This window comes from Nitrosomonas oligotropha, assembly GCF_009833085.1.
In the GTDB taxonomy this organism is placed as follows: Bacteria; Pseudomonadota; Gammaproteobacteria; order Burkholderiales; family Nitrosomonadaceae; genus Nitrosomonas; species Nitrosomonas oligotropha.
On record NZ_QRBZ01000034.1, the window covers coordinates 13,145 to 32,102 of the forward strand.

The window sequence follows — 18,958 nt, forward strand, 5'->3', positions numbered from 1 at the left end:
CGATAAATCAGGAATCGGCATAGTAAGCCGATGCCACGCAGCCGGACCGGTTACCGGCGGCATGCTGCGCCGGGTCATGTCAAAGAAAACGCAACAAGCTCTGGGGATGCCGCCATTTCAAGTTGCGGTAGGCGCGGCAGATGGGATACAGAATGATCAGCACCAGCAGCGTGATGCTGTAGGTTTGTTCCAGGCTGCCGCGTTCAAACAGGGGTTTCAGTACCGTCAGTACGGCGAAGTGGGCAAGGTAGAAGAATAGGGCGGTTTGCCCGAATACCAGCACGGGGCCGTTGGGGTGGATGGCTTTTTTCCATGACTCCAGGCGCATCAGCAACGACAGCATGATTGCCATCAGACCCAGTTCCAGCAGTGTGTACGCCAGGCTGGGCGGATATTTGCTGACGTGCAGCCAGTGCACCAAGGTGTTGCCTTCCAGGTGCATGAATAGATTGCCATAGCCGTCCAGGCCGCGGATTACCACGAACAACGTCAACGCAAACCAGCCGCAGGTCATCAGCAGACGCTCCGGCTTCCATGCAGCGGATTGCTGGGCAATGAGCCGTTCGCCGAATACCCAACCGAGCATCATGATGCCGAGCCATGGCAGCGCGGGGTATAACACCGAATACTTTTCGCCGAACACCGGGGCAAAAGTGATGGCGAGCCAGAAGGGAACCTCGCCGCCCGGCTGCCACAGTGACATGAGCAGTAATTCGCCCCCGGCGGCGATCACAATCGCCAGGCAGAAAACCGTGCCTGCGCCGAGGCGTTGCAAATGCACTAGCAGCATCATGCTGATGCCGATGGCGTACAGCACTTGCAACACCGGTTTGCCGCCGATGAATGAGAACAGCGCGATGTCGAGTAACGCGATGAAAGCGCCGCGCAACAGCAGTTCCCGGTCAATCGCGGAGGTGCTCATGCCTTGTTGCTGCCGCTGGAAATTGCTGATGGCGATCGAGGTACCGGCGAGAAAAATGAACGTGGGCGCGCAGATATGCGTGATCCAGCGGGTGAAAAACTGATCGGTTGCGAACTGAGCGCCCGGTTCGTAGAGTAAAACCGAATCGGCGAAAATGCGCTGACTATTGAAAAACCACGAAGCATGATCGAGCGCCATCAGGATCATGACGATGCCGCGCAGCCAGTCGATGGCGGCGATGCGTTGCGCGGTTTTATCGAGTGGCATGGTTGCGGGGAAGTAATTACAGCAGAACCAGATTGTTCCTGTGAATCAGTTCCGGTTCGTCGACGTAGCCCAGGATCGCTTCGATTTCACTGCTGGGCTGTTTCAGGATTTTTTGCGTTTCCACGGCGCTGTAGTTGATCAGGCCGCGTGCGATTTCGCGCCCGTCGGGGTCGAGACAGGAAACGGTTTCACCGCGTTCAAACTCGCCGTTGACGGCGGTCACGCCGATCGGCAGCAGGCTTTTGCCATCATCCGTCAAGGCCTTGACCGCGCCTGGATCGAGCGTGACGTAGCCGCGTACTTGCAAATAGTCAGCCAGCCATTGCTTGCGTGCTGCCAGAACCGGCAACTTGGCCAGGAAACGGGTACCGATGGCTTCATCCTGGCTCAGGCGCACCAGAACGTTGTCTTCATGGCCGGAAGCGACGATTGTGTCCGCGCCGCTGCGTGCCGCGCGCTTGGCTGCGATCACTTTGGTTTGCATGCCGCCGCGGCTGATGGCGCTGCCGACGCCGCCGGCCATTTTTTCCAGCGCCGGGTCGCCGGCATGGACTTCGGGCAACAATTTCGCATCTGCATTCTTGCGCGGATCGCTGGTATATAAACCGGCTTGATCGGTCAGGATCACCAGCACATCGGCTTCCACCAGATTGGTGACCAGCGCCGCGAGCGTGTCGTTATCGCCGAAACGGATTTCATCGGTGGCGACGGTATCGTTTTCGTTGATGATGGGGATGACGTTGAATTTCAGCAAAGCCGTCAGCGTGGAACGGGCGTTCAGGTAACGCTTGCGGTTGGATAGATCTTCGTGGGTCAGCAGCACTTGCGCGGTTTGCAAGTCGTATTGCGAAAAGCTCGACGCATAGGCTTGCGCCAATCCCATTTGGCCCACAGCGGCAGCCGCTTGCAATTCGTATAGCGCGGTGGGACGGGTTTCCCAGTTGAGTCGTTGCATGCCTTCGGCAATCGCACCGGAAGAAACCAGGATAATTTCCTTGCCCATTTGCTTGAGCGTGGCGATTTGCGCCGCCCAACCGGCCAGTGCGGCGTGGTCGAGTCCTTTGCCTTGATTGGTGACCAGGCTGCTGCCTACTTTGATGATGATACGGCGTGCTTGCTTTAGCATGGATTCGCTAGTTCGTTTTCCGGAATCGGGTTTTCGGGTTGCGGCGGCAGATGCTGTTCCAGATACTCCATGATGGCGTACGTCAGGAGCTGGCAGCCTTCGCCCGTCAATGCCGAAATGATAAAGTATTTGTCTTGCCATCCCAGTTTTTCCACAAACTGACGGCAAATCTCTTCACGCTCGTCTTCTGGCATCATGTCGGTTTTGTTCATCACCAGCCAACGCGGTTTCTGATACAGCGCCTCGTCGTATTTCTTCAATTCTTCAGCGAGCGCTTGAGCTTCATGCACGAGATCGGTATCTTCATTCGGCGGCATCATGTCGACCACATGTAGCAGCAGCCGGGTACGCGTCAAATGTTTCAGGAAGCGATGTCCCAGTCCCACGCCTTCGGCCGCCCCTTCGATCAGCCCGGGGATATCGGCCATGACAAAACTGCGATTCTGGTCGACGCGCACCATGCCGAGGTTTGGTTGTAAGGTGGTGAACGGATAATCGGCTACTTTCGGGCGCGCGGCGGATACCGCGCGGATGAGCGTGGATTTTCCGGCATTCGGCATACCGAGCAAGCCAACGTCGGCGAGCACCTTGAGTTCTAGTTTCAATTCGAGTTCCTGGCCGGGTTCACCGAAGGTGAATTGCCGTGGTGCGCGATTGGTGCTGGATTTGAAGTGCAGATTGCCGATACCGCCGTTGCCGCCTTTGGCCAAAAGAATTTTTTGCTGATCATGCACCAGATCGGCGACGACTTCACCGGTATTGATATCCTTAATCAGCGTGCCAACCGGCATGCGCAGGATGATATCTTCGGCGCTTTTTCCATAACGATCCGAACCTTGACCGTTTTGGCCATTCTTGGCGCGGTGAATGCGAGCGAAGCGGTAATCGATCAAGGTATTGATATTGCGGTCGGCTACGGCGAATACGCTGCCGCCCCGGCCGCCATCGCCGCCATCGGGCCCGCCCTTGGGGATATATTTCTCGCGCCGGAAGCTGGCAACGCCATCACCGCCTTTGCCCGCCAATACCTGGATAATCGCTTCGTCTATGAACTTCATAAGTAACTGGGTAATAATTCCTTGCTGTTTCTACGGCATCCTGCAAACAAAAAAGCCCCATCGTTTGCGACAGGGCTTTTTAAGTACATCAGGTGTATTTGTTTTTATGCAGGTATTACTGCAGGTATTACGCTTGCTACTTTGCGTCGTAATGCACCCTTGATACTGAAATTCACTGTTCCCGTCACTTTGGCAAATAAAGTATGATCTTTACCGATGCCGACATTCTCGCCCGGGTGAACCTGCGTGCCGCGCTGTCTGATGATGATCGATCCGGCTGAGATCAATTCACCGCCGTAGCGTTTAACACCAAGCCGTTTTGAATGTGAATCGCGTCCGTTTCTGGAACTTCCGCCTGCTTTCTTATGTGCCATTTATTGCTCCTTAAGCCTTAAGCTGAAATACCGGTGATTTGTATTTCAGTATAATTCTGCCGGTGACCTTGATGCTTTTGGTAGTGTTTACGACGGCGCATCTTGAAGATGCGAATTTTGTCGTGACGGCCTTGACCAAGAACCGTCGCACTGACTTTGGCGCCACTGACAAGCGGTGTGCCCACGGATACTTTGTCGCCATCAGCCACCATCAATACCTGATCGATAACGAGCTCACTGCCGTTTTCGGCTTGCAGCTGCTCCACTTTCAGTTTCTCACCCACTTGAATTCGATACTGTTTACCGCCGGTTTTTATGACCGCATACATAATTAACTCCATGCTTCCCTTTTACAGAACCGCGAATTATACATAAATAGCCTTTGATTGTGGTGGAAAATTTCATGCAATTTATCATTATGCTTGACACTTGGGCATCGTCATTCCTAACATAGCGTTTTCTACAAGGTATTATTGTGTCAATCGAAAATATTAGAAGCTTCATCGCGCAAGACATGAACATCGTTGACGATGTGATCCGCGCAAAATTGCATTCTCATGTCCTTCTGATTCGCCAGGTTAGTGAATATATAATTAATAGCGGAGGTAAGCGGCTACGCCCTGCATTGGTGATTTTATCGGCAGGCGCGTTTGGGTATAAAGGTCAATTTCATTACAACCTCGCAGCGGTTGTCGAATTCATCCATACCGCGACTTTGCTACACGATGATGTGGTCGATGAGTCGGAACTACGGCGCAATAGAGAAACCGCCAATGCGCTGTTTGGTAATGCCGCCAGTGTTCTGGTAGGGGATTTTCTTTATTCCAGGGCATTCCAGATGATGGTGGAAGTCGACAACATGCGCGTGATGCAGGTCTTGGCGGACGCCACCAACACGATTGCCGAGGGAGAAGTCCTGCAGCTGCTCAATTGCCGCGATCCGCAAGTGACGGAAGAAAACTATCTGCAAGTGATTCGTTATAAAACCGCCAAGTTGTTTGAGGCGGCAAGCCGGTTAGGCGCGATTCTCGGCGGTGCGACGCCGGAAGAAGAAAATGCCATGTCGGTTTACGGTATGCATTTGGGCACGGCATTTCAACTCATTGACGACATGCTCGATTATACCGGCAACAATCAAGATATCGGAAAGAATCTGGGTGACGATCTGGCCGAAGGAAAACCGACATTGCCGCTTATTTATGCCATGCGTGTGGGTACCCCGGAACAAGCCGGGATTATCCGCAGAGCGATTGAAAATGGCGGGGAAGAGGGTTTCCAACCCGTCCTTGATGTGATCCAAAAAACCGCAGCGCTGGATTATGCGCGGAAATGCGCCGAAGCTGAAATTGTAACCGCAACGGCTGCGATAGCTTCCTTGCCGGATTCGGAAAACAAAAAATGCCTTATGCAGTTGGCCGATTTCGCAATTACACGCAATCATTAAAAAACATGAGAAATTGTTGTGTTGATTAACCCGTGACCACCTATTGGATTTTGAAGGAAGTGTTTTTTCTCTTCTATCGATCGGGGTTGCTTCAAATACGGTACTTGCAACGCAGCACTTCTCTGTGTTTCCACTCCTGAGTTGTATCCGCTTTTCCATCAAAATTATTTTGATCTGATCAAATTATTATTTTATATTTCATATTCCATTGATAGGGAATAAAACCCCGGTTAATCGATCATTTGCCACGGTAAAAAATTGTTATGCTGATCCGGCTATGGCAATTAAATCCGGATTGGCAGGTCATTGATACGCAGTAATGCGAATGCAATACACTCAATAAATCAGATTGATGCCATACAGGAAGTATCAGAAATCAATATGGGTAAATTAATTTTTTACGTACTGATCGCACTGCTGATTTATTGGCTAATCAAAAGCCGCCGGCCCAAGCAGGAAGAGCATGAGGCTTCATCGGAATCTGTTGAGGATATGGTGAATTGTGCGCAATGCGGTGTTTATCTGCCGAAAAGTGAAGCTATCCATAGTCATACTAAATATTTTTGTAGTCACGAGCATTGTGACTTGTATATAAAATCTTCAACTTGAGCGGATTTTTGTGTCAACTTCACTATACCCATCACCCCATAAACATTCATTATTTTGGCCGCTTGAATCAGACACAACGGCGGCCGATTATACCGATCAATACTGGCGTTCCCTCTATTACTTCAATTGCTTCCGCTTTGTGATCGGCAGCGGTCTATTGACCGTCTCATGGCAATCCGGACTCACTAATCTCGGTTCCTATCACTATCAGCTGTTTTTATATGCGGGTGTTGGCCATGTGCTTTTCAGCGGCCTGTTCATGCTGCTGATCAGGCTGCGTTTTCCTGGTTTTAACCGGCAACTGGCGATCCAGGTCATCAGCGATATCGTGTTTTTCTCGCTGATGCTTTATGCCAGTGGCGGTTTACATAGCGGTTTGGGTGTTTTATTGCTGGTATCGCTGGCTGGAGCGGGTCTTATCAGCCGCGGGCGCTTGGCGCTGTTTTTTGCTTCTATTGCGACAATCAGCTTGCTGCTGCAGGAAACGTACTCGTTATGGACGGTTGATCATTACTCTGCGCAATATTCGCAGGCCGGCTTATTGAGCATGGCGTATTTTGCCGTTGCCTGGCTGGCGCATCGGTTGGCCAAATATACCTTGGCCAGTGAGCAGCTGGCCAAGGAACGCGGCATCGATCTGGCGAATATGGCGCAAGTCAATCAATTGGTTATTCAAGACTTGCAGGAAGGTGTATTGGTTATCGATAAATATGGTTATATCCGGCAGCGCAATGCCTATGCGGAGCGATTGTTTGATTTGAGCCCATCTGCGGATAAAGCGGAACTGCTCAAATTATCCGATTGTATGCCCGAATTGGCCAACCGGCTTACCAGCTGGCAGGGTGACAGCAGTATCAGTTTCGATTTGCTGCGCCTAGCCCATAGTAACGCCCTGGTGCGGACACGTTTTTTGCCGATACAGGCGGATTCTCGCAACGGCGTTGTTATTTTCCTCGAGGATATGGGACGCATACAAGCGCAGTTACAGCAATTAAAACTTGCCGCCTTAGGGCGTCTGACAGCTAACATCGCGCATGAGATCCGTAATCCGCTGTCTGCCATCAATCATGCGGCTGAACTGTTGGAAGAAGAGCAGCTTGAGAGCAATACAGATCCCCGTCTTGTACGTATCATTTGTGATAATACCCGGCGTCTAAACAAGATCGTCCAGGATGTATTGCAGTTAAACCGGCGTAATATTGCAAAACCTGATTTGATTGATTTACATGAGTTTATGCGAAAGTTTCTTGAGGAATTTTGTCATGCGGAAAGAATGGACGCGAATGTGTTCGTGTTGAGAAATTCCAGCCATCACTGGGTAAGTTTCGATCGCGATCACTTGCATCAGGTACTCTGGAATTTATGCCGCAATGCATGGAGACACTGTTGCAAACAGGCGGATAGTGTTCGCATCGAGTTGTCCGTGGCGGCCAATGAGAATAATGTTTACCTGGATATCGTGGATGATGGACCGGGTGTCGATCCGCAGCAAGTGAAGCAGATTTTTGAGCCATTTTTTACCACGGCTGCCGGGGGTACCGGCTTGGGTTTGTACATCGCACGCGAATTGTGCGAAACCAATCAAGCCTCGCTGGATTACATTGAGGGTTCCAGCGGTGGGCATTTCCGTATTATTTGCCAAAGTAATCAATCATGTCTGTAGATAGCGAACGATCCGCCAATTCCCACAGAAAAACGGTTTCTCCGCATATTCTGATTGTGGATGACGAGCCCGATATTATCGAGTTGCTTGAATTGACGCTGGCTCGCATGGGAATGGATGTTTCCAGCGCGCAGTGTGTTGGTGATGCCAAGCAGTTGCTGCAATCCAAGCAGTTTCAGTTATGCCTGACCGATATGCGTTTGCCGGATGGAGAGGGACTGGAGCTGGTTAAATATATTGCACAGCATTGCGCGGATTTGCCGGTCGCCGTGATCACTGCGCATGGCACCACGGAAAATGCCGTGGCTGCGCTTAAAGCCGGCGCCTTTGATTATTTGCCCAAACCGGTTTCGTTAAAACAACTGCGCGATCTGGTCAAATCGGCTTTGAGCCTGCCGCCGATGCAGTCCGAATCGGTAGTGCAAGTCAATCAGCGCGTGTTATTAGGCGAATCCCCGCCGATGCTTCAGCTGCGCGCAACGATTGATAAACTTTCCCGTAGTCAGGCTGCGGTTTATATCAGCGGTGAGTCCGGTAGCGGCAAGGAACTTGCGGCCAGAATGATTCATGAGCGGAGCGCGCGTCATACACAGCCTTTTGTCGCCGTCAATTGCGGTGCGATCCCGGAGAATTTGATGGAAAGCGAGTTTTTCGGGTATAAGAAGGGCGCCTTTACCGGTGCGGAAAAAGATCATGACGGTTTTTTTCTGACAGCCAATGGCGGTACTCTGTTTTTGGACGAAGTCGCCGATTTGCCATTGACCATGCAGGTCAAACTGCTTAGGGTGATTCAGGAAAAGCAAGTGAGAAGAATCGGCGAGACACAAGAGAAAAGTGTCGATGTGCGTATCATTAGCGCTACCCATAAAAAACTCAATCTGTGTGTCGAGACCGGGCAATTCCGTCAGGATTTGTACTACCGGTTGAATGTGATTGAATTGAATATGCCGGCGCTGCGCGAAATGCGCGAAGATATTCCGCTGATCGCGGAAGCCGTGCTGGCCAAGCTATGCCGGGAAGCGGGGCGGTCCACCTGTAGTTTGAAGAAAGACGCGTTAGCTTTGCTCAAGAGCTATGATTATCCAGGCAATGTGCGCGAGCTGGAAAATATACTGGAGCGTACACTCGCACTGTGCTCTGACACGGAAATCGGAAAAGAAGATTTGCAGTTACCGCATAAAGCAAAAGAGGTTGCGCCGATTGCCATGATCAAGCTTCCAACCGATCTGGAGCAGAATCTGCCGCTGCAGGATTTTCTCGATAGACTGGAGAGAGATTCCATCGTCAAGGCATTGAATGAAAACCGCTACAACCGCACTAAAGCGGCCAAGATTCTGGGGATTACGGTTCGCTCGCTGCGTTACCGGATGGAACGGTTAGGGTTAAATGAGAGAGCGTAGCGGATTAAATCATTCATCAAGCCTTTTTTCTCAACCCAGGAAACGCAATGATTGCCGCCGATATCGCTCAATCGGTGCTGTAAGAGATTAGGTATCAGTAGTTTGAGATTCTATTGATTGGACCAGTGTTTGAGTATTTTGTCCTTATCAAAGTACAAGTAAGTTCCCGTTCCAATGCCAATGAAATCGGATCCGACGATGATGGAATCCGCTCCGGGAATATGGTATTCCCAGGTATCTCCACTCGAACTTTTGCGGGTTCTGTAACACCACTTGCAAGGGGATCCCCAGGAAGCGATGACTTGCTCCTGTGTCATGCCTACGGCAAGTTCTTTAAGATCAATCGCGCTGCGAATCTCTTCCGGCAGATTGCTGTCCGCTAATACTTCCTGCCGGATGCGATTATCTCTTACTGCGCTACATCCACTCAGCAGCAGGATTGTTGCTATCGCTATAATAGCGAGTCTTTTATTCATAAAAAAATCATCCATAGGTGGACCAAGTGCCGGATTGGCAATTTTAGGCCCCATACTGAAATATGGGACAGTTTTTATTATATGACGACTAATGTCGCAGCCTTTTTAAATTGCATAATTAACAGTATGATAGTTTAAAAATTTCAAAGGAATATTTTTATGATGCACATAATATCCAAATTTACCTTGCTTCTTGCCCTGGCACTTCTTTTTTCGTTTCAAGCGCATGCGCGTGAAACAATAACTGCTGATGTTTATTTTAACAGGGCTGGCACGAAGATTCTCAGCGGTGTTGCTAATGTAGCTACCGGGTGGATGGAGTTGCCGAAAAATATCTCTTTGTGGAATCAAAGAGATCAAAATGCATTGATTGGTATTACTGAAGGATTGCTATGGGGTGTTTTTCATACGGTGGGCCGTACGGGTAATGGCGCATTGGATCTTGTGACATTTTGGCTGCCCACTTATCCGATTCCGGATCCGCTGTATGTCTGGGATGATTTCTCGAAAGAATCGGAATATTACGGCGGGCGCATGGGCCGGTGATTTTCTGGTTTGATCGGATTTAACAGTGGGAGTGTTTTTACTGATCCAACTGCAAGAACACAGAAAGCAAAACGGGAGCTTAAGCTCCCGTTTTGCATGAGAAATCAGATTAATTACCTTGCCAATTATGTTCTGCGGCGTGCCGAGAATCCTAGCAGACCTAAACCAATCAGCAACATAGCATAGGTTTCTGGTTCTGGAACGGGTGAGACATACCAAGCAGAATTTGGTGAGAAGCTTGTGCCTTGCACATGTAAAGCCAGCTCTCCGCTAATCGGGAGATGCGAGCTGCCTAATCCAAAAGCATCCCATGAAACGGTTTCGCCAGTTTTAAGCTTATCGCTTCCACGGCCAAAATCATATCTGAAATCAAAGCTACCACCGGGGCCGCCGCCGGGGTTTTTGCTAACAGTACTCACACCGCCGCCGGGTACGACTGTTACAGAACTAGGTGTTAAACCATCTACTGCCATTGCGCCAACAAACGCACCAGAGCCAAATGCGCTTAAATTAATATTGTGGAGAAAAAATGACCAATGTCCGCCACCAAGATCATTAATATCCAAATCGGCAAGGTGCAGCGTTGCGGGGCCGCCACCGGATAGTAAGTGTCCGAAATGATAGGTTGCTGCTTGGGCACCGCTTCCGATAACGAGAGCGCCAGTTGCGATAATGGACAGTGCCAGTTTTTTTAATTTCATTTTTACTACCTCCAAAAAATTCTTAAATCAGGTCTTGTGTCACTTCTATCCGTCAAACAATCAACACATCTTCCTGCTGGTGTTAACAATAACCGCTGGAGCAATCGAGCACAATAGATCACTCCTCCTGATTTATTAGGATTCTTGTCCTAAGTAAAATCAACGCTTATTGAATGAGTGTAAGTACGATAATGTTTTTTGAGTAGGGTACAACTGGAAGCGGTGTGTTTGTTATGGATGCAAAGCATAAACGCTTGCACCAGCTTTCATAGCACTTATAAAACAAAAAAGCACTTAGGATTTTATTCATTAAGTGCTTGTTTTATTTGGTTGCGGGGGCAGGATTTGAGCCTACGACCTTCGGGTTATGAGCCCGAATATAATAGCATTTATTAGTGTTGATTAAGATTTATGTTTTACATATTTTATAACAAATACCTATAGTTATTAATTTTCATGTTATGATTTGTGTTGATTGAAATTCATCATAATTGACATAAAAAAGCTACATGGTGGCTACATGAAAAATGAGACGTGAAAATTTTACAGCCCGCTCTATTGCTTGCTTTCAGTGCGATGAAGGTAAAGAGCAAACTATTTTTTCAGATGCTAAAACACCTGGATTAGGCTTGCGCGTTACGAGATCAGGTGCAAAAAGCTATGTTTTTGAAGCAAAGCTACACGGCAAAACCGTGAGAATCACTATTGGAAGCACGCAAGCATGGCCGCTTGGCAAAGCACAAACCGAGGCCGCACGATTAAAAGTATTAATCGATCAAGGTATAGACCCACGTCAACAAGCAGCCGAACAACGCGCAATAGCTGAAGCTGCCCAATCCTTGGCAAAAAGCAAAGAAGCTTTAGTTAACGATGCTTGGCAAGCCTACCTTGCTTATCAAAAAGACAAAATGCAGCATTCCCATATCGAGCGCGGAAAACGCTGGGGAGAACGCCATTTAAAAGACCATGAGAATCTATCTCAAGCCGGTGGAGAACCCAAAAAACGCGGCAAAGGCTTAACAGCACAAGGCGTGCTGTATCCGTTGTTACAGATGCGCATGACCGATATTAACGCCAATATACTCAAGGAATGGCAAAGGAAGGAAGCAGAAACACGGGCAAATAACGCCCGCCAAGGCTTTGAAATGTTCCGTGCATTCTGGCGGTGGTGTGTATCACGCCCGGAATATAGCGCGGTTATCAATCCGCAGGCCGTGGAAAGTAAAGATTTACGCGATGAGATACCGAGCCGGAAAAGTAAGCAGTTTGATGTATTGCAACGCGCACACATGCCCGCATGGTTTGCAGCCGTTAGAACGCTTAACCCTGTCATTAGCGCATATCTTCAAGCCTTATTATTGACCGGCGCACGCCGCGAAGAAATGGCAAGCCTGACTTGGCAGGATATAGATTTTCAATGGAACGGCATTTGGGTTAAAGACAAAGTGCATGAAGAAGGCCGGAAGATCCCATTAACGCCGTATCTTGCCAGCTTGCTAACCGCTTTACCCCGCCGCAATCAATGGGTATTTAGTAGCGCTTCGGCTGCCAATGGCCGAATAGCAGAGCCGCGCATCCCGCATAACCGGGCGCTATCGATTGCCGGATTACCGCCTGTAACCTTGCACGGATTACGCCGCACTTTCGCCAGTCTTGCCGAATGGGTGGAAATGCCACGCGGAATTGTGGCGCAAATCATGGGACACGCACCCAGCGCAACCGCTGAACGCCATTACATTAACCGCCCGCTTGAATTACTGGCCGTATGGCATGGGAAGTATGAAGCCTGGATTCTGCAAGAAGCCGGTGTTAATTTTGCACCAACACAAGCAGGATTGCACATAGTTAAACAGAACAATCCTTAAAGAAACATATATTTTTATCGCTTCATGTTGATATGTGTTAATTAACTATTTACAATACTTGCCGATGATAAAAACCTTCCGACATAAAGGAATTGAGGCTTTCTTTTTAACAGGTAAGAAAGCAGGGATACAGCCCGCCCATGCTGGAAAATTACGCATACTATTGACCGCATTGGATAACGCAAAACAGCCGGAAGATATGAATGCGCCAAACTGGAAGCTACACGGTTTAACAGGCGATCTTGCCGGGCATTATTCCGTTAAGGTAAGCGGCAATTGGCGCATGACCTTTGCTTTTGAGGGTGAGGACGCTGTTTTGGTTGATTATCAAGACTATCACTAAGGAATTTTAAACATGAGCAGAATGCACAACCCAGCACACCCCGGCGAAGTTTTAAGGGATTGGTTGCCGGAACAAATGACTGTTACCCAAGCCGCAAAGGAATTGCAAGTTTCCCGTGTCACGCTTTCCAAAGTGCTGAACGGCAAAGCAGGGATTACCGCCGCAATGTCATTGCGCTTATCGGCATGGCTTGGCACAACGCCTGATGTATGGTTGGGGATGCAAACGCAGTGGGATTTATGGCAGGCCAAGAAACAACCAAGACCGAATATTAAACCGCTGGAACGATTGCCAGTGTGAAACAGAGCAACACCGCCGCCTGACGGATTCAGGCAATAAGCGGGGTTATCAAGTGCTTCTACACCTGAAACCCCTACCACAACGCAAACTAAAGAGGAGTTTGAATCATGGCTACTGAAGATTCTACAACGTTAAATCCATGCATGAGCAGAGAATTACCCAATGCCTAACAGATAACATGCGCATTATATGAGATTGCTAATATGTCGAGTGCTTTGAGCAATCTTTGCAACGAGGCTATACAGGGTGACGAAACCGGGCAATTAACCCTCGCGGCTGAGCATCTGGCATTAAAAATAGGCTGGACCGCTGACCGTTGCCTTGGATTTCAGGTTAATAGTTCCGATGATTGGCTTATGCCGCCAATTTGGCGGAAAAAAGCAGAGCAAGAAACTTCAGAATAATCAATAAACCACCCCTAGCCCGACGGGGCGAAAAGCGGAGACCTTCGCCGCCTGGGGTGGACTTCATGAAGGGTATTTGAAGGGGTGCGTATGGATCGCTTTGAAGTTTTGAATAATATCGAAATATACACCGATAAATTCACCGAAACAGGTTTTTTCCCTTTTGCAATGCAGGTGTTTTGCTGGGCTCGCGCTAATGACTTGCCAATACCCGAAGCGATACTAGACGCTATTGAGAAAGGGTTTGTAGAATGGGGAAAGCATGACGGCAGAGAAGGAAAGGGGCTTGATGATATTTTTGGGCTTAAACCGGGATGTAGCGGGCATACTTCGGTTCTAACACCTACATGGACTGATTCTCGTGCATCGACCATATTACTAAGAATAGAAAGACTAATTGCTCTTGGATTAAATAAGACACGCGCAACGGAAGCGGCTTATTTGTGGCTATGCAAACAGTACAGAACAAACCCCGAAAAATATCGATGGCTAAAACCTAATAACTCAGGACGGAAGAGCGGAGACGAAATTGCTTGTGACGTAATAACATTGAATACCGTTAAAAAAAATATATGGGAAAAAAGAAACTCAACATATTCCAAAATTTATAAAGAAGCCAAAAAAGATGCTGCACAAAGTATGGTTTTATGGAGCGATGAAAGAAAACAAAAATTCTTAGATTCTTATTTAAATCTGTTTTCTTCTGGTGAAAGAACAAAAATCAGAATATCACCACCAAAATCACTGGATGATTGTTTTAAAGAACTAGTGAGTTAAACTACCATCGCCCCTTAATTTTCCGCAATTAAACATTTTTATATCCGTTTTTCCTTTTAGTCCAAGTCTGTAAATTTGCATCAATTCGCCGCTACGGCAATCCCGCCAAGGCGAATTTCTTCAACAGGAGAAATGATGATGCAAACCATATCAATACCACCAAATTTAGCCGAATTAGCAAAAGGTCGTGATTACATCCTAACAGATGAGATTGCGCGTGCGACTAATCACCAGCCACAAACCGTGCGCAAATCTTACTGCATGACGGGTGCTTATTTTGGCATTCGCCCGGTTAAGTTGGGGAATCGCCTTTTATGGCCGGTTGAAGGTGTTGCCAAACTACTGAGCGGAGGAACCGCACAATGAACAATCTGACCGCCACAAAAAACGACCTTGAAAATCTACAGCAACAAGATGACGTACTTTCCGCAAAACTTGTAACTGCCGAGAGCGAGCAAAAAACACAGCGCCAAGAGTTTGATAGTGCTACTGCAAGCCGTGACGTGATTGAGAAGCGTCATATCATGGATATGGCGGGGGAAGCAGAAGTAATCGCAGCCAAGCAGCTTTGCGACACATTGGAAGCGAAATTAGCAACCACGAATCGACGCATCGAATTAATCAAAGCCGCAAGAAGTGAGCTTGTTCCAAAAATCGAAGCAGCCCAAAAAGCTTATGAAATCGCACGCCGTGAGCATTTACAACTGCTAATTGCGGAGCTATCCCAAAACCTCAATGCGAAGTTACGCGGTCAATTGCTGGAAGTAAAAGCCGCCGAAACATTCACAGGCATTGAATATGGCCAGGATTGGAGCCGGTTTCTGGCGCGAATATTCCCCGCACCAGAGCTAACCGAGATCGTTCAAGCTCAGGATAAATTTTGCCAAACGCGCAAATTTAACCGGTAAAAAAAGAAAACGCCACCGGCGCAGATTTCCGGGGGCGTCTTTCACATGCAAAACAGATTTGAAACAAACATTTAGAGGTTAATTTAAATGAATCCAGATTGTAGCACAAACAACCAATTTCATGAAGTGATCAACCAGTTCAGGCAGGCAATGAGAACCGCTGGAATCAATTATTCTGGCGATATTTTGCCGGACGGCAAGTTACACCGCGTCCGAAGCGAAGACCATAGGCATGGCAGTTTAAATTGCGCGTATGTACTCCACCTTGACCGGCACCCGGCGGGGTATTTTGAAAACTGGAAAACCGGCACCAAACAAACTTGGAGCAGCGGGAAGGCCTCAAGAGTGGCGTACGCTTTTAGTGGACAAATCACCGAGGCCAAGTTTCAACGTGAAGCAGAACAGCGCCAAAGACACGCAGCAGCAGCGGAGAAGGCCATTAATATTTGGAATCGAGCCAAACCTATCGCCAAACAAACAGAACATGCCTACCTAGAAAATAAACGTATTCAACCACACGGAGCGCGGTTATATCATGATGCCCTTGTTATCCCAATTTATAACGAATCTGATGGGCTGGCTAATTTGCAGTTTATTGCCAAGGATGGCGGCAAGAGATTTTTATCCGGAGGCAGAAAATACGGCTGTTTTCATATTATTGGCGACCTATCACAGCGCATTCTAATTTGTGAGGGATTCGCCACCGGCGCAAGTCTTCATGAAGATTCCGGGCAGCGCGTAGTCATTGCCTTTGATGCTGGTAACTTGCTGCCTGTTGCCAAGAATATTAGAGACCTATCGCCAGAGAGTGAAATTATTGTATGTGGTGATAACGATCTGTCAGGCGTTGGTCAATCTAAAGCGCGGGGAGCTGCTCTTGCTATTGGCGGTAAGGTGTTGATTCCGTCAGTACCCGGCGCGGATTGGAATGATGTCCTGACAGGAGGCAGCCAACATGCTTAATCAGGAAAATACTGTTTCGGATAAATACTTTCAGAAACAAGTTGCCAATATTGCCATCTTGAATCTTGATGATGCCGAAACCGTGCAGGATGAAACAAACCGCCATGAATGGCCAGAACCGCAGCCGCTGACGGCTAAAATCGAGAAGGAACCCTATCCTATAGAATCACTGCCCGACAATGTTAGAGAGGCGGTAAATGAGGTATACGGTTTCGTCAAAGCACCCGTGCCGCTGGTGGCAGCTTCGGCGATATCCGCTTTATCTTTGGCGATACAGGCGCATTATGACGTAGAACGCGCAAGCGCACTGTATTCACCAACCGGCTTATTCTTGCTAACGATTGCTGATAGTGGCGAACGTAAAAGCACATGCGATAGATTCTTCACTAAGGCAATTATTGATTATGAAGATGCACAGGCCGAAGCCGCAAAACCTGCAATCAATAACTACAATGCAGATATGGATTCATGGGAAGCCAAACGCGGCGGGATAAAAGACAAAATCCGCAGCGATGCAAAGAGCGGCAAACCAACCGGAAACCAAGAGGCCGAGCTAAGAGACTTGGAACATAACAAGCCAGAACCGCCACGAATCCCGCGCCTGATGTACGCCGACGCAACACCCGAGGCACTGGCCTACAGCTTGGCTAAACAATGGCCTAGCGGTGGTGTGGTGTCTGCTGAGGCCGGTATCGTCTTTGGTTCTCATGGCATGAGTAAGGACTCGGCAATGCGAAATCTTGCGACGCTGAACCAGCTTTGGGACGGTGCAAGTTTGAAGATAGATCGCAAAACCAGCGAGTCTTTTACAGTGCGCGGCGCAAGACTGACAGTCGCTTTGCAGGTGCAGACCGAAACATTAAATAGTTTCTTTGAAAAGTCCGGTGCATTGGCGCGTGGGACTGGATTCCTGGCGCGGTTTCTTGTTAGTTGGCCAGAGTCAACGCAAGGTTGCAGGCCATTCACTGAAGCGTCAGAGAGCTGGCCACAACTTGCCGCATTCAATCGGCGAATCACCGAGATATTAAATATATCCGCGCCAATTAGTGAAGACGGCGCACTTACGCCACAGATGTTGACTTTAACACCCGAGGCCAAGGATGCATGGATTGAATTTCATGACGGGATTGAGATTCAGCTATCCGATGGCGGAATTTTGTTTGATGTGCGCGATTGTGCAAGCAAGATTGCTGACAATGCGACAAGGTTGGCAGCACTATTCCACGTATTCGAGGGCGGTTTCGGTGCAATCAGTTTGGATGCGTTCGAGCGAGCAAGCGCGATTGTGGCATGGCACCTGAATGAATCACGCCGTTTCTTTGGTGAAATAGCATTGCCTGCTGAATTAGCGGGTGCTGTAAGGCTTAACGATTGGTTGATTCAACACTGCAAGCGCGAGCATACGCACTATGTAATCAAGCGTTATGCGCAGCAGTATGGAACCATCAGAGACGCAACACGGCTTGACGCTGCCATCAATGAGCTTGAGGCGCTAGACCGTATCCAGGTAAGGAAATACGGGAAGAAAATATCAATCTGGCTGAATCCCAAACTACTGACTCAGGAGGTCGCATGACCTTGCTTGAGATTATACGTAAAAAGAAACTTGCTACGGCTACAGTTGCTACACCTGCTACAGATAAACCGGTACTAGTCCCAAGTGTAGCAAAAGTAGCAAGTGTAGCTGTAGCAAAACAGAAAACCAACAAAGCCGCATTACCTGAAGACGCTGAGAGTGAAGAGCGGCGGAAAAAGGTTTTAAAGATGCTGGAAGACCGGCCAGAGATTCAGCGGGCATTTGTGACCGATACGGAAACAGACTCAAAGTATGTGATAGTTACCATTGCGATTAGAGGCCAATACTCATTTGATATGCAGATACCCAAGGATAGATACGATCCATTTTTATTATTGGAGATTATCGAACGCGGCGGTGTGCAGTGATAGACATATCAATACAAATGATAATCATTCACATTTTAGGTTCTCCTAGCGAGAAAAATTGATGCAGGTAGTGAACACCTCCTGAAAATTCTAGCTCGGCAATTTTTTAAATGCGTTCTCAATTCACAACGAACAACAGGAAATACAAATATGACAATTACTGAATTAGCCAAACAGATCGGCATTTCTCGAGAACTGCTACACCGACATGCAAAACGCGGCTGTCCAACGGATAGCCTTGAATCTGCACTTCTTTGGCGTTCAAGGAATTTGGACCTAACGCAGACCAAAGAAGGCCGCATAACAGGCAATACCGGCGGCAAAAAAAGCAAATCGGGTTCACAGAGCGACGAAGCCGAGATTATCAGCAGTGACATAGCAGAACTGGTTCACAAGGTTAACGAATCGCAGCTTGATCTTGAAACAAAAAATGCTGATGAGCTATTCAAAAACTCGCGCGCACTTAGAGAAAAGGCTGCTGCATTACAGGCAGCGGCAGAACATGAGAAGTTTATCGGTTCATTGGTTGAGCGATCAGTAGTTGAAAAAATCATTTTCGAGCGTGCGCGGCAGTTTAGGGACGGCGTTGTTGTTTGTTCGCGCCGGATCGCGCCTGATGTGATCGGCAAGGAATCGATAACAGAGATTGAAGCGATTATCCAAAAGGAATTGCGCGTGATGCTAGAACAATTCGCACGGCTGCCGGTAATCGAGAATTGATTTTTAACGTTAAAGGAGAAAAATCTTCAAAACCATTTGAACCACAGCAAACGACCACAAAACCACTGATTAAAACTGATTAATGAGGGCTTAAAAATGACAAACGAACTACCTAAAGGATTTGCTTTGCAAGTACGCGAAAGCTGCT

The 18,958-nt window shown here is 48.2% G+C and carries 23 protein-coding genes; 16 read left to right on the forward strand and 7 right to left on the reverse strand.

Annotation, left to right across the window (positions count from 1 at the left end):
- Window positions 1-79 precede the first annotated feature (79 nt).
- The 5 genes from ABD07_RS11245 to rplU all read right to left on the reverse strand — a co-directional run bounded on the left by ABD07_RS11245 (window position 80) and on the right by rplU (window position 4,076).
- Window positions 80-1,189: an acetyltransferase domain-containing protein gene (locus tag ABD07_RS11245; protein ID WP_160818339.1), complete on the reverse strand. Its 1,110-nt coding sequence runs from the start codon at window positions 1,187-1,189 to the stop codon at window positions 80-82.
- A gap of 16 nt (window positions 1,190-1,205) precedes the next feature.
- Entirely contained in the window at window positions 1,206-2,315 is a 1,110-nt protein-coding gene (gene proB / locus ABD07_RS11250; RefSeq protein ID WP_160818340.1) for a glutamate 5-kinase, read from the reverse strand.
- The gene (gene cgtA, locus ABD07_RS11255; RefSeq protein ID WP_160818341.1) at window positions 2,309-3,373 is read right to left on the reverse strand and encodes an Obg family GTPase CgtA; all 1,065 of its coding nucleotides are present in this window, start codon (window positions 3,371-3,373) and stop codon (window positions 2,309-2,311) included. The genes proB and cgtA overlap by 7 nt, the downstream gene beginning before the upstream one ends.
- 104 nt (window positions 3,374-3,477) lie before the next feature.
- Window positions 3,478-3,747, reverse strand: a complete 270-nt coding sequence (rpmA, locus tag ABD07_RS11260; protein ID WP_108699190.1) for a 50S ribosomal protein L27 — start codon at window positions 3,745-3,747, stop codon at window positions 3,478-3,480.
- 17 nt (window positions 3,748-3,764) lie between these two features.
- Complete coding sequence (rplU, locus tag ABD07_RS11265) at window positions 3,765-4,076, reverse strand: 50S ribosomal protein L21 (protein ID WP_108699191.1); 312 nt, start codon at window positions 4,074-4,076, stop codon at window positions 3,765-3,767.
- Between the two features lie 146 nt (window positions 4,077-4,222).
- On the opposite strand from rplU, the gene ispB reads away from it, so the two are divergent.
- The 4 genes from ispB to ABD07_RS11280 all read left to right on the forward strand — a co-directional run bounded on the left by ispB (window position 4,223) and on the right by ABD07_RS11280 (window position 8,863).
- Window positions 4,223-5,191: an octaprenyl diphosphate synthase gene (ispB, locus tag ABD07_RS11270; protein ID WP_160818342.1), complete on the forward strand. Its 969-nt coding sequence runs from the start codon at window positions 4,223-4,225 to the stop codon at window positions 5,189-5,191.
- 381 nt (window positions 5,192-5,572) lie between these two features.
- Entirely contained in the window at window positions 5,573-5,800 is a 228-nt protein-coding gene (locus ABD07_RS15230) for a PP0621 family protein (protein ID WP_108699193.1), read from the forward strand.
- Window positions 5,801-5,810: 10 nt separating this feature from the next.
- On the forward strand, window positions 5,811-7,463 hold the full coding sequence (locus ABD07_RS15300) for an ATP-binding protein (RefSeq protein WP_160818343.1): 1,653 nt from the start codon (window positions 5,811-5,813) through the stop codon (window positions 7,461-7,463).
- The gene (locus ABD07_RS11280) at window positions 7,454-8,863 is read left to right on the forward strand and encodes a sigma-54-dependent transcriptional regulator (protein WP_160818344.1); all 1,410 of its coding nucleotides are present in this window, start codon (window positions 7,454-7,456) and stop codon (window positions 8,861-8,863) included. The genes ABD07_RS15300 and ABD07_RS11280 overlap by 10 nt, the downstream gene beginning before the upstream one ends.
- Window positions 8,864-8,973: 110 nt before the next feature.
- Here ABD07_RS11280 and ABD07_RS11285 read toward each other — a convergent pair whose 3' ends face one another.
- Window positions 8,974-9,339: a hypothetical protein gene (locus tag ABD07_RS11285; protein WP_160818345.1), complete on the reverse strand. Its 366-nt coding sequence runs from the start codon at window positions 9,337-9,339 to the stop codon at window positions 8,974-8,976.
- Window positions 9,340-9,498: 159 nt separating this feature from the next.
- On the opposite strand from ABD07_RS11285, the gene ABD07_RS11290 reads away from it, so the two are divergent.
- Complete coding sequence (locus tag ABD07_RS11290; RefSeq protein ID WP_240142530.1) at window positions 9,499-9,885, forward strand: exosortase system-associated protein, TIGR04073 family; 387 nt, start codon at window positions 9,499-9,501, stop codon at window positions 9,883-9,885.
- A 125-nt stretch (window positions 9,886-10,010) separates the two neighbouring features.
- Here the strand turns inward: ABD07_RS11290 and ABD07_RS11295 are convergent, their stop codons facing one another.
- Window positions 10,011-10,586, reverse strand: coding sequence for an FxDxF family PEP-CTERM protein (locus ABD07_RS11295; RefSeq protein ID WP_108699197.1), 576 nt, complete (start codon window positions 10,584-10,586; stop codon window positions 10,011-10,013).
- Between the two features lie 527 nt (window positions 10,587-11,113).
- On the opposite strand from ABD07_RS11295, the gene ABD07_RS11300 reads away from it, so the two are divergent.
- From ABD07_RS11300 to ABD07_RS11350, 11 genes are all read left to right on the forward strand, one after another.
- Entirely contained in the window at window positions 11,114-12,451 is a 1,338-nt protein-coding gene (locus ABD07_RS11300; RefSeq protein WP_160818346.1) for a tyrosine-type recombinase/integrase, read from the forward strand.
- 64 nt (window positions 12,452-12,515) lie between these two features.
- On the forward strand, window positions 12,516-12,794 hold the full coding sequence (locus ABD07_RS11305) for a type II toxin-antitoxin system RelE/ParE family toxin (protein WP_160818347.1): 279 nt from the start codon (window positions 12,516-12,518) through the stop codon (window positions 12,792-12,794).
- Window positions 12,795-12,806: 12 nt separating this feature from the next.
- Window positions 12,807-13,094: a HigA family addiction module antitoxin gene (locus ABD07_RS11310; RefSeq protein WP_160818348.1), complete on the forward strand. Its 288-nt coding sequence runs from the start codon at window positions 12,807-12,809 to the stop codon at window positions 13,092-13,094.
- Window positions 13,095-13,297: 203 nt separating this feature from the next.
- Window positions 13,298-13,498 carry a hypothetical protein gene (locus ABD07_RS11315; protein WP_160818349.1) on the forward strand — a complete coding sequence of 67 codons (201 nt, stop codon included), beginning with the start codon at window positions 13,298-13,300 and terminating at the stop codon, window positions 13,496-13,498.
- Between the two features lie 90 nt (window positions 13,499-13,588).
- Window positions 13,589-14,275: a hypothetical protein gene (locus ABD07_RS11320; RefSeq protein WP_160818350.1), complete on the forward strand. Its 687-nt coding sequence runs from the start codon at window positions 13,589-13,591 to the stop codon at window positions 14,273-14,275.
- 132 nt (window positions 14,276-14,407) lie between these two features.
- A complete protein-coding gene (locus tag ABD07_RS11325) occupies window positions 14,408-14,641 on the forward strand; it encodes a hypothetical protein (RefSeq protein ID WP_240142531.1) in 234 nt (77 codons plus the stop codon).
- Window positions 14,638-15,183: a hypothetical protein gene (locus tag ABD07_RS11330; RefSeq protein WP_160818351.1), complete on the forward strand. Its 546-nt coding sequence runs from the start codon at window positions 14,638-14,640 to the stop codon at window positions 15,181-15,183. Before ABD07_RS11325 ends, ABD07_RS11330 begins: the two co-directional genes overlap by 4 nt.
- 87 nt (window positions 15,184-15,270) lie before the next feature.
- A complete protein-coding gene (locus tag ABD07_RS11335) occupies window positions 15,271-16,146 on the forward strand; it encodes a toprim domain-containing protein (protein WP_160818352.1) in 876 nt (291 codons plus the stop codon).
- On the forward strand, window positions 16,139-17,722 hold the full coding sequence (locus ABD07_RS11340; RefSeq protein ID WP_160818353.1) for a YfjI family protein: 1,584 nt from the start codon (window positions 16,139-16,141) through the stop codon (window positions 17,720-17,722). Before ABD07_RS11335 ends, ABD07_RS11340 begins: the two co-directional genes overlap by 8 nt.
- Window positions 17,719-18,090 (forward strand): hypothetical protein, encoded by a 372-nt coding sequence (locus ABD07_RS11345; RefSeq protein WP_160818354.1) that lies wholly within the window; start codon window positions 17,719-17,721, stop codon window positions 18,088-18,090. Before ABD07_RS11340 ends, ABD07_RS11345 begins: the two co-directional genes overlap by 4 nt.
- Before the next feature lie 150 nt (window positions 18,091-18,240).
- A complete protein-coding gene (locus ABD07_RS11350) occupies window positions 18,241-18,810 on the forward strand; it encodes a hypothetical protein (RefSeq protein WP_160818355.1) in 570 nt (189 codons plus the stop codon).
- The last annotated feature ends 148 nt before the right edge of the window (window positions 18,811-18,958 follow it).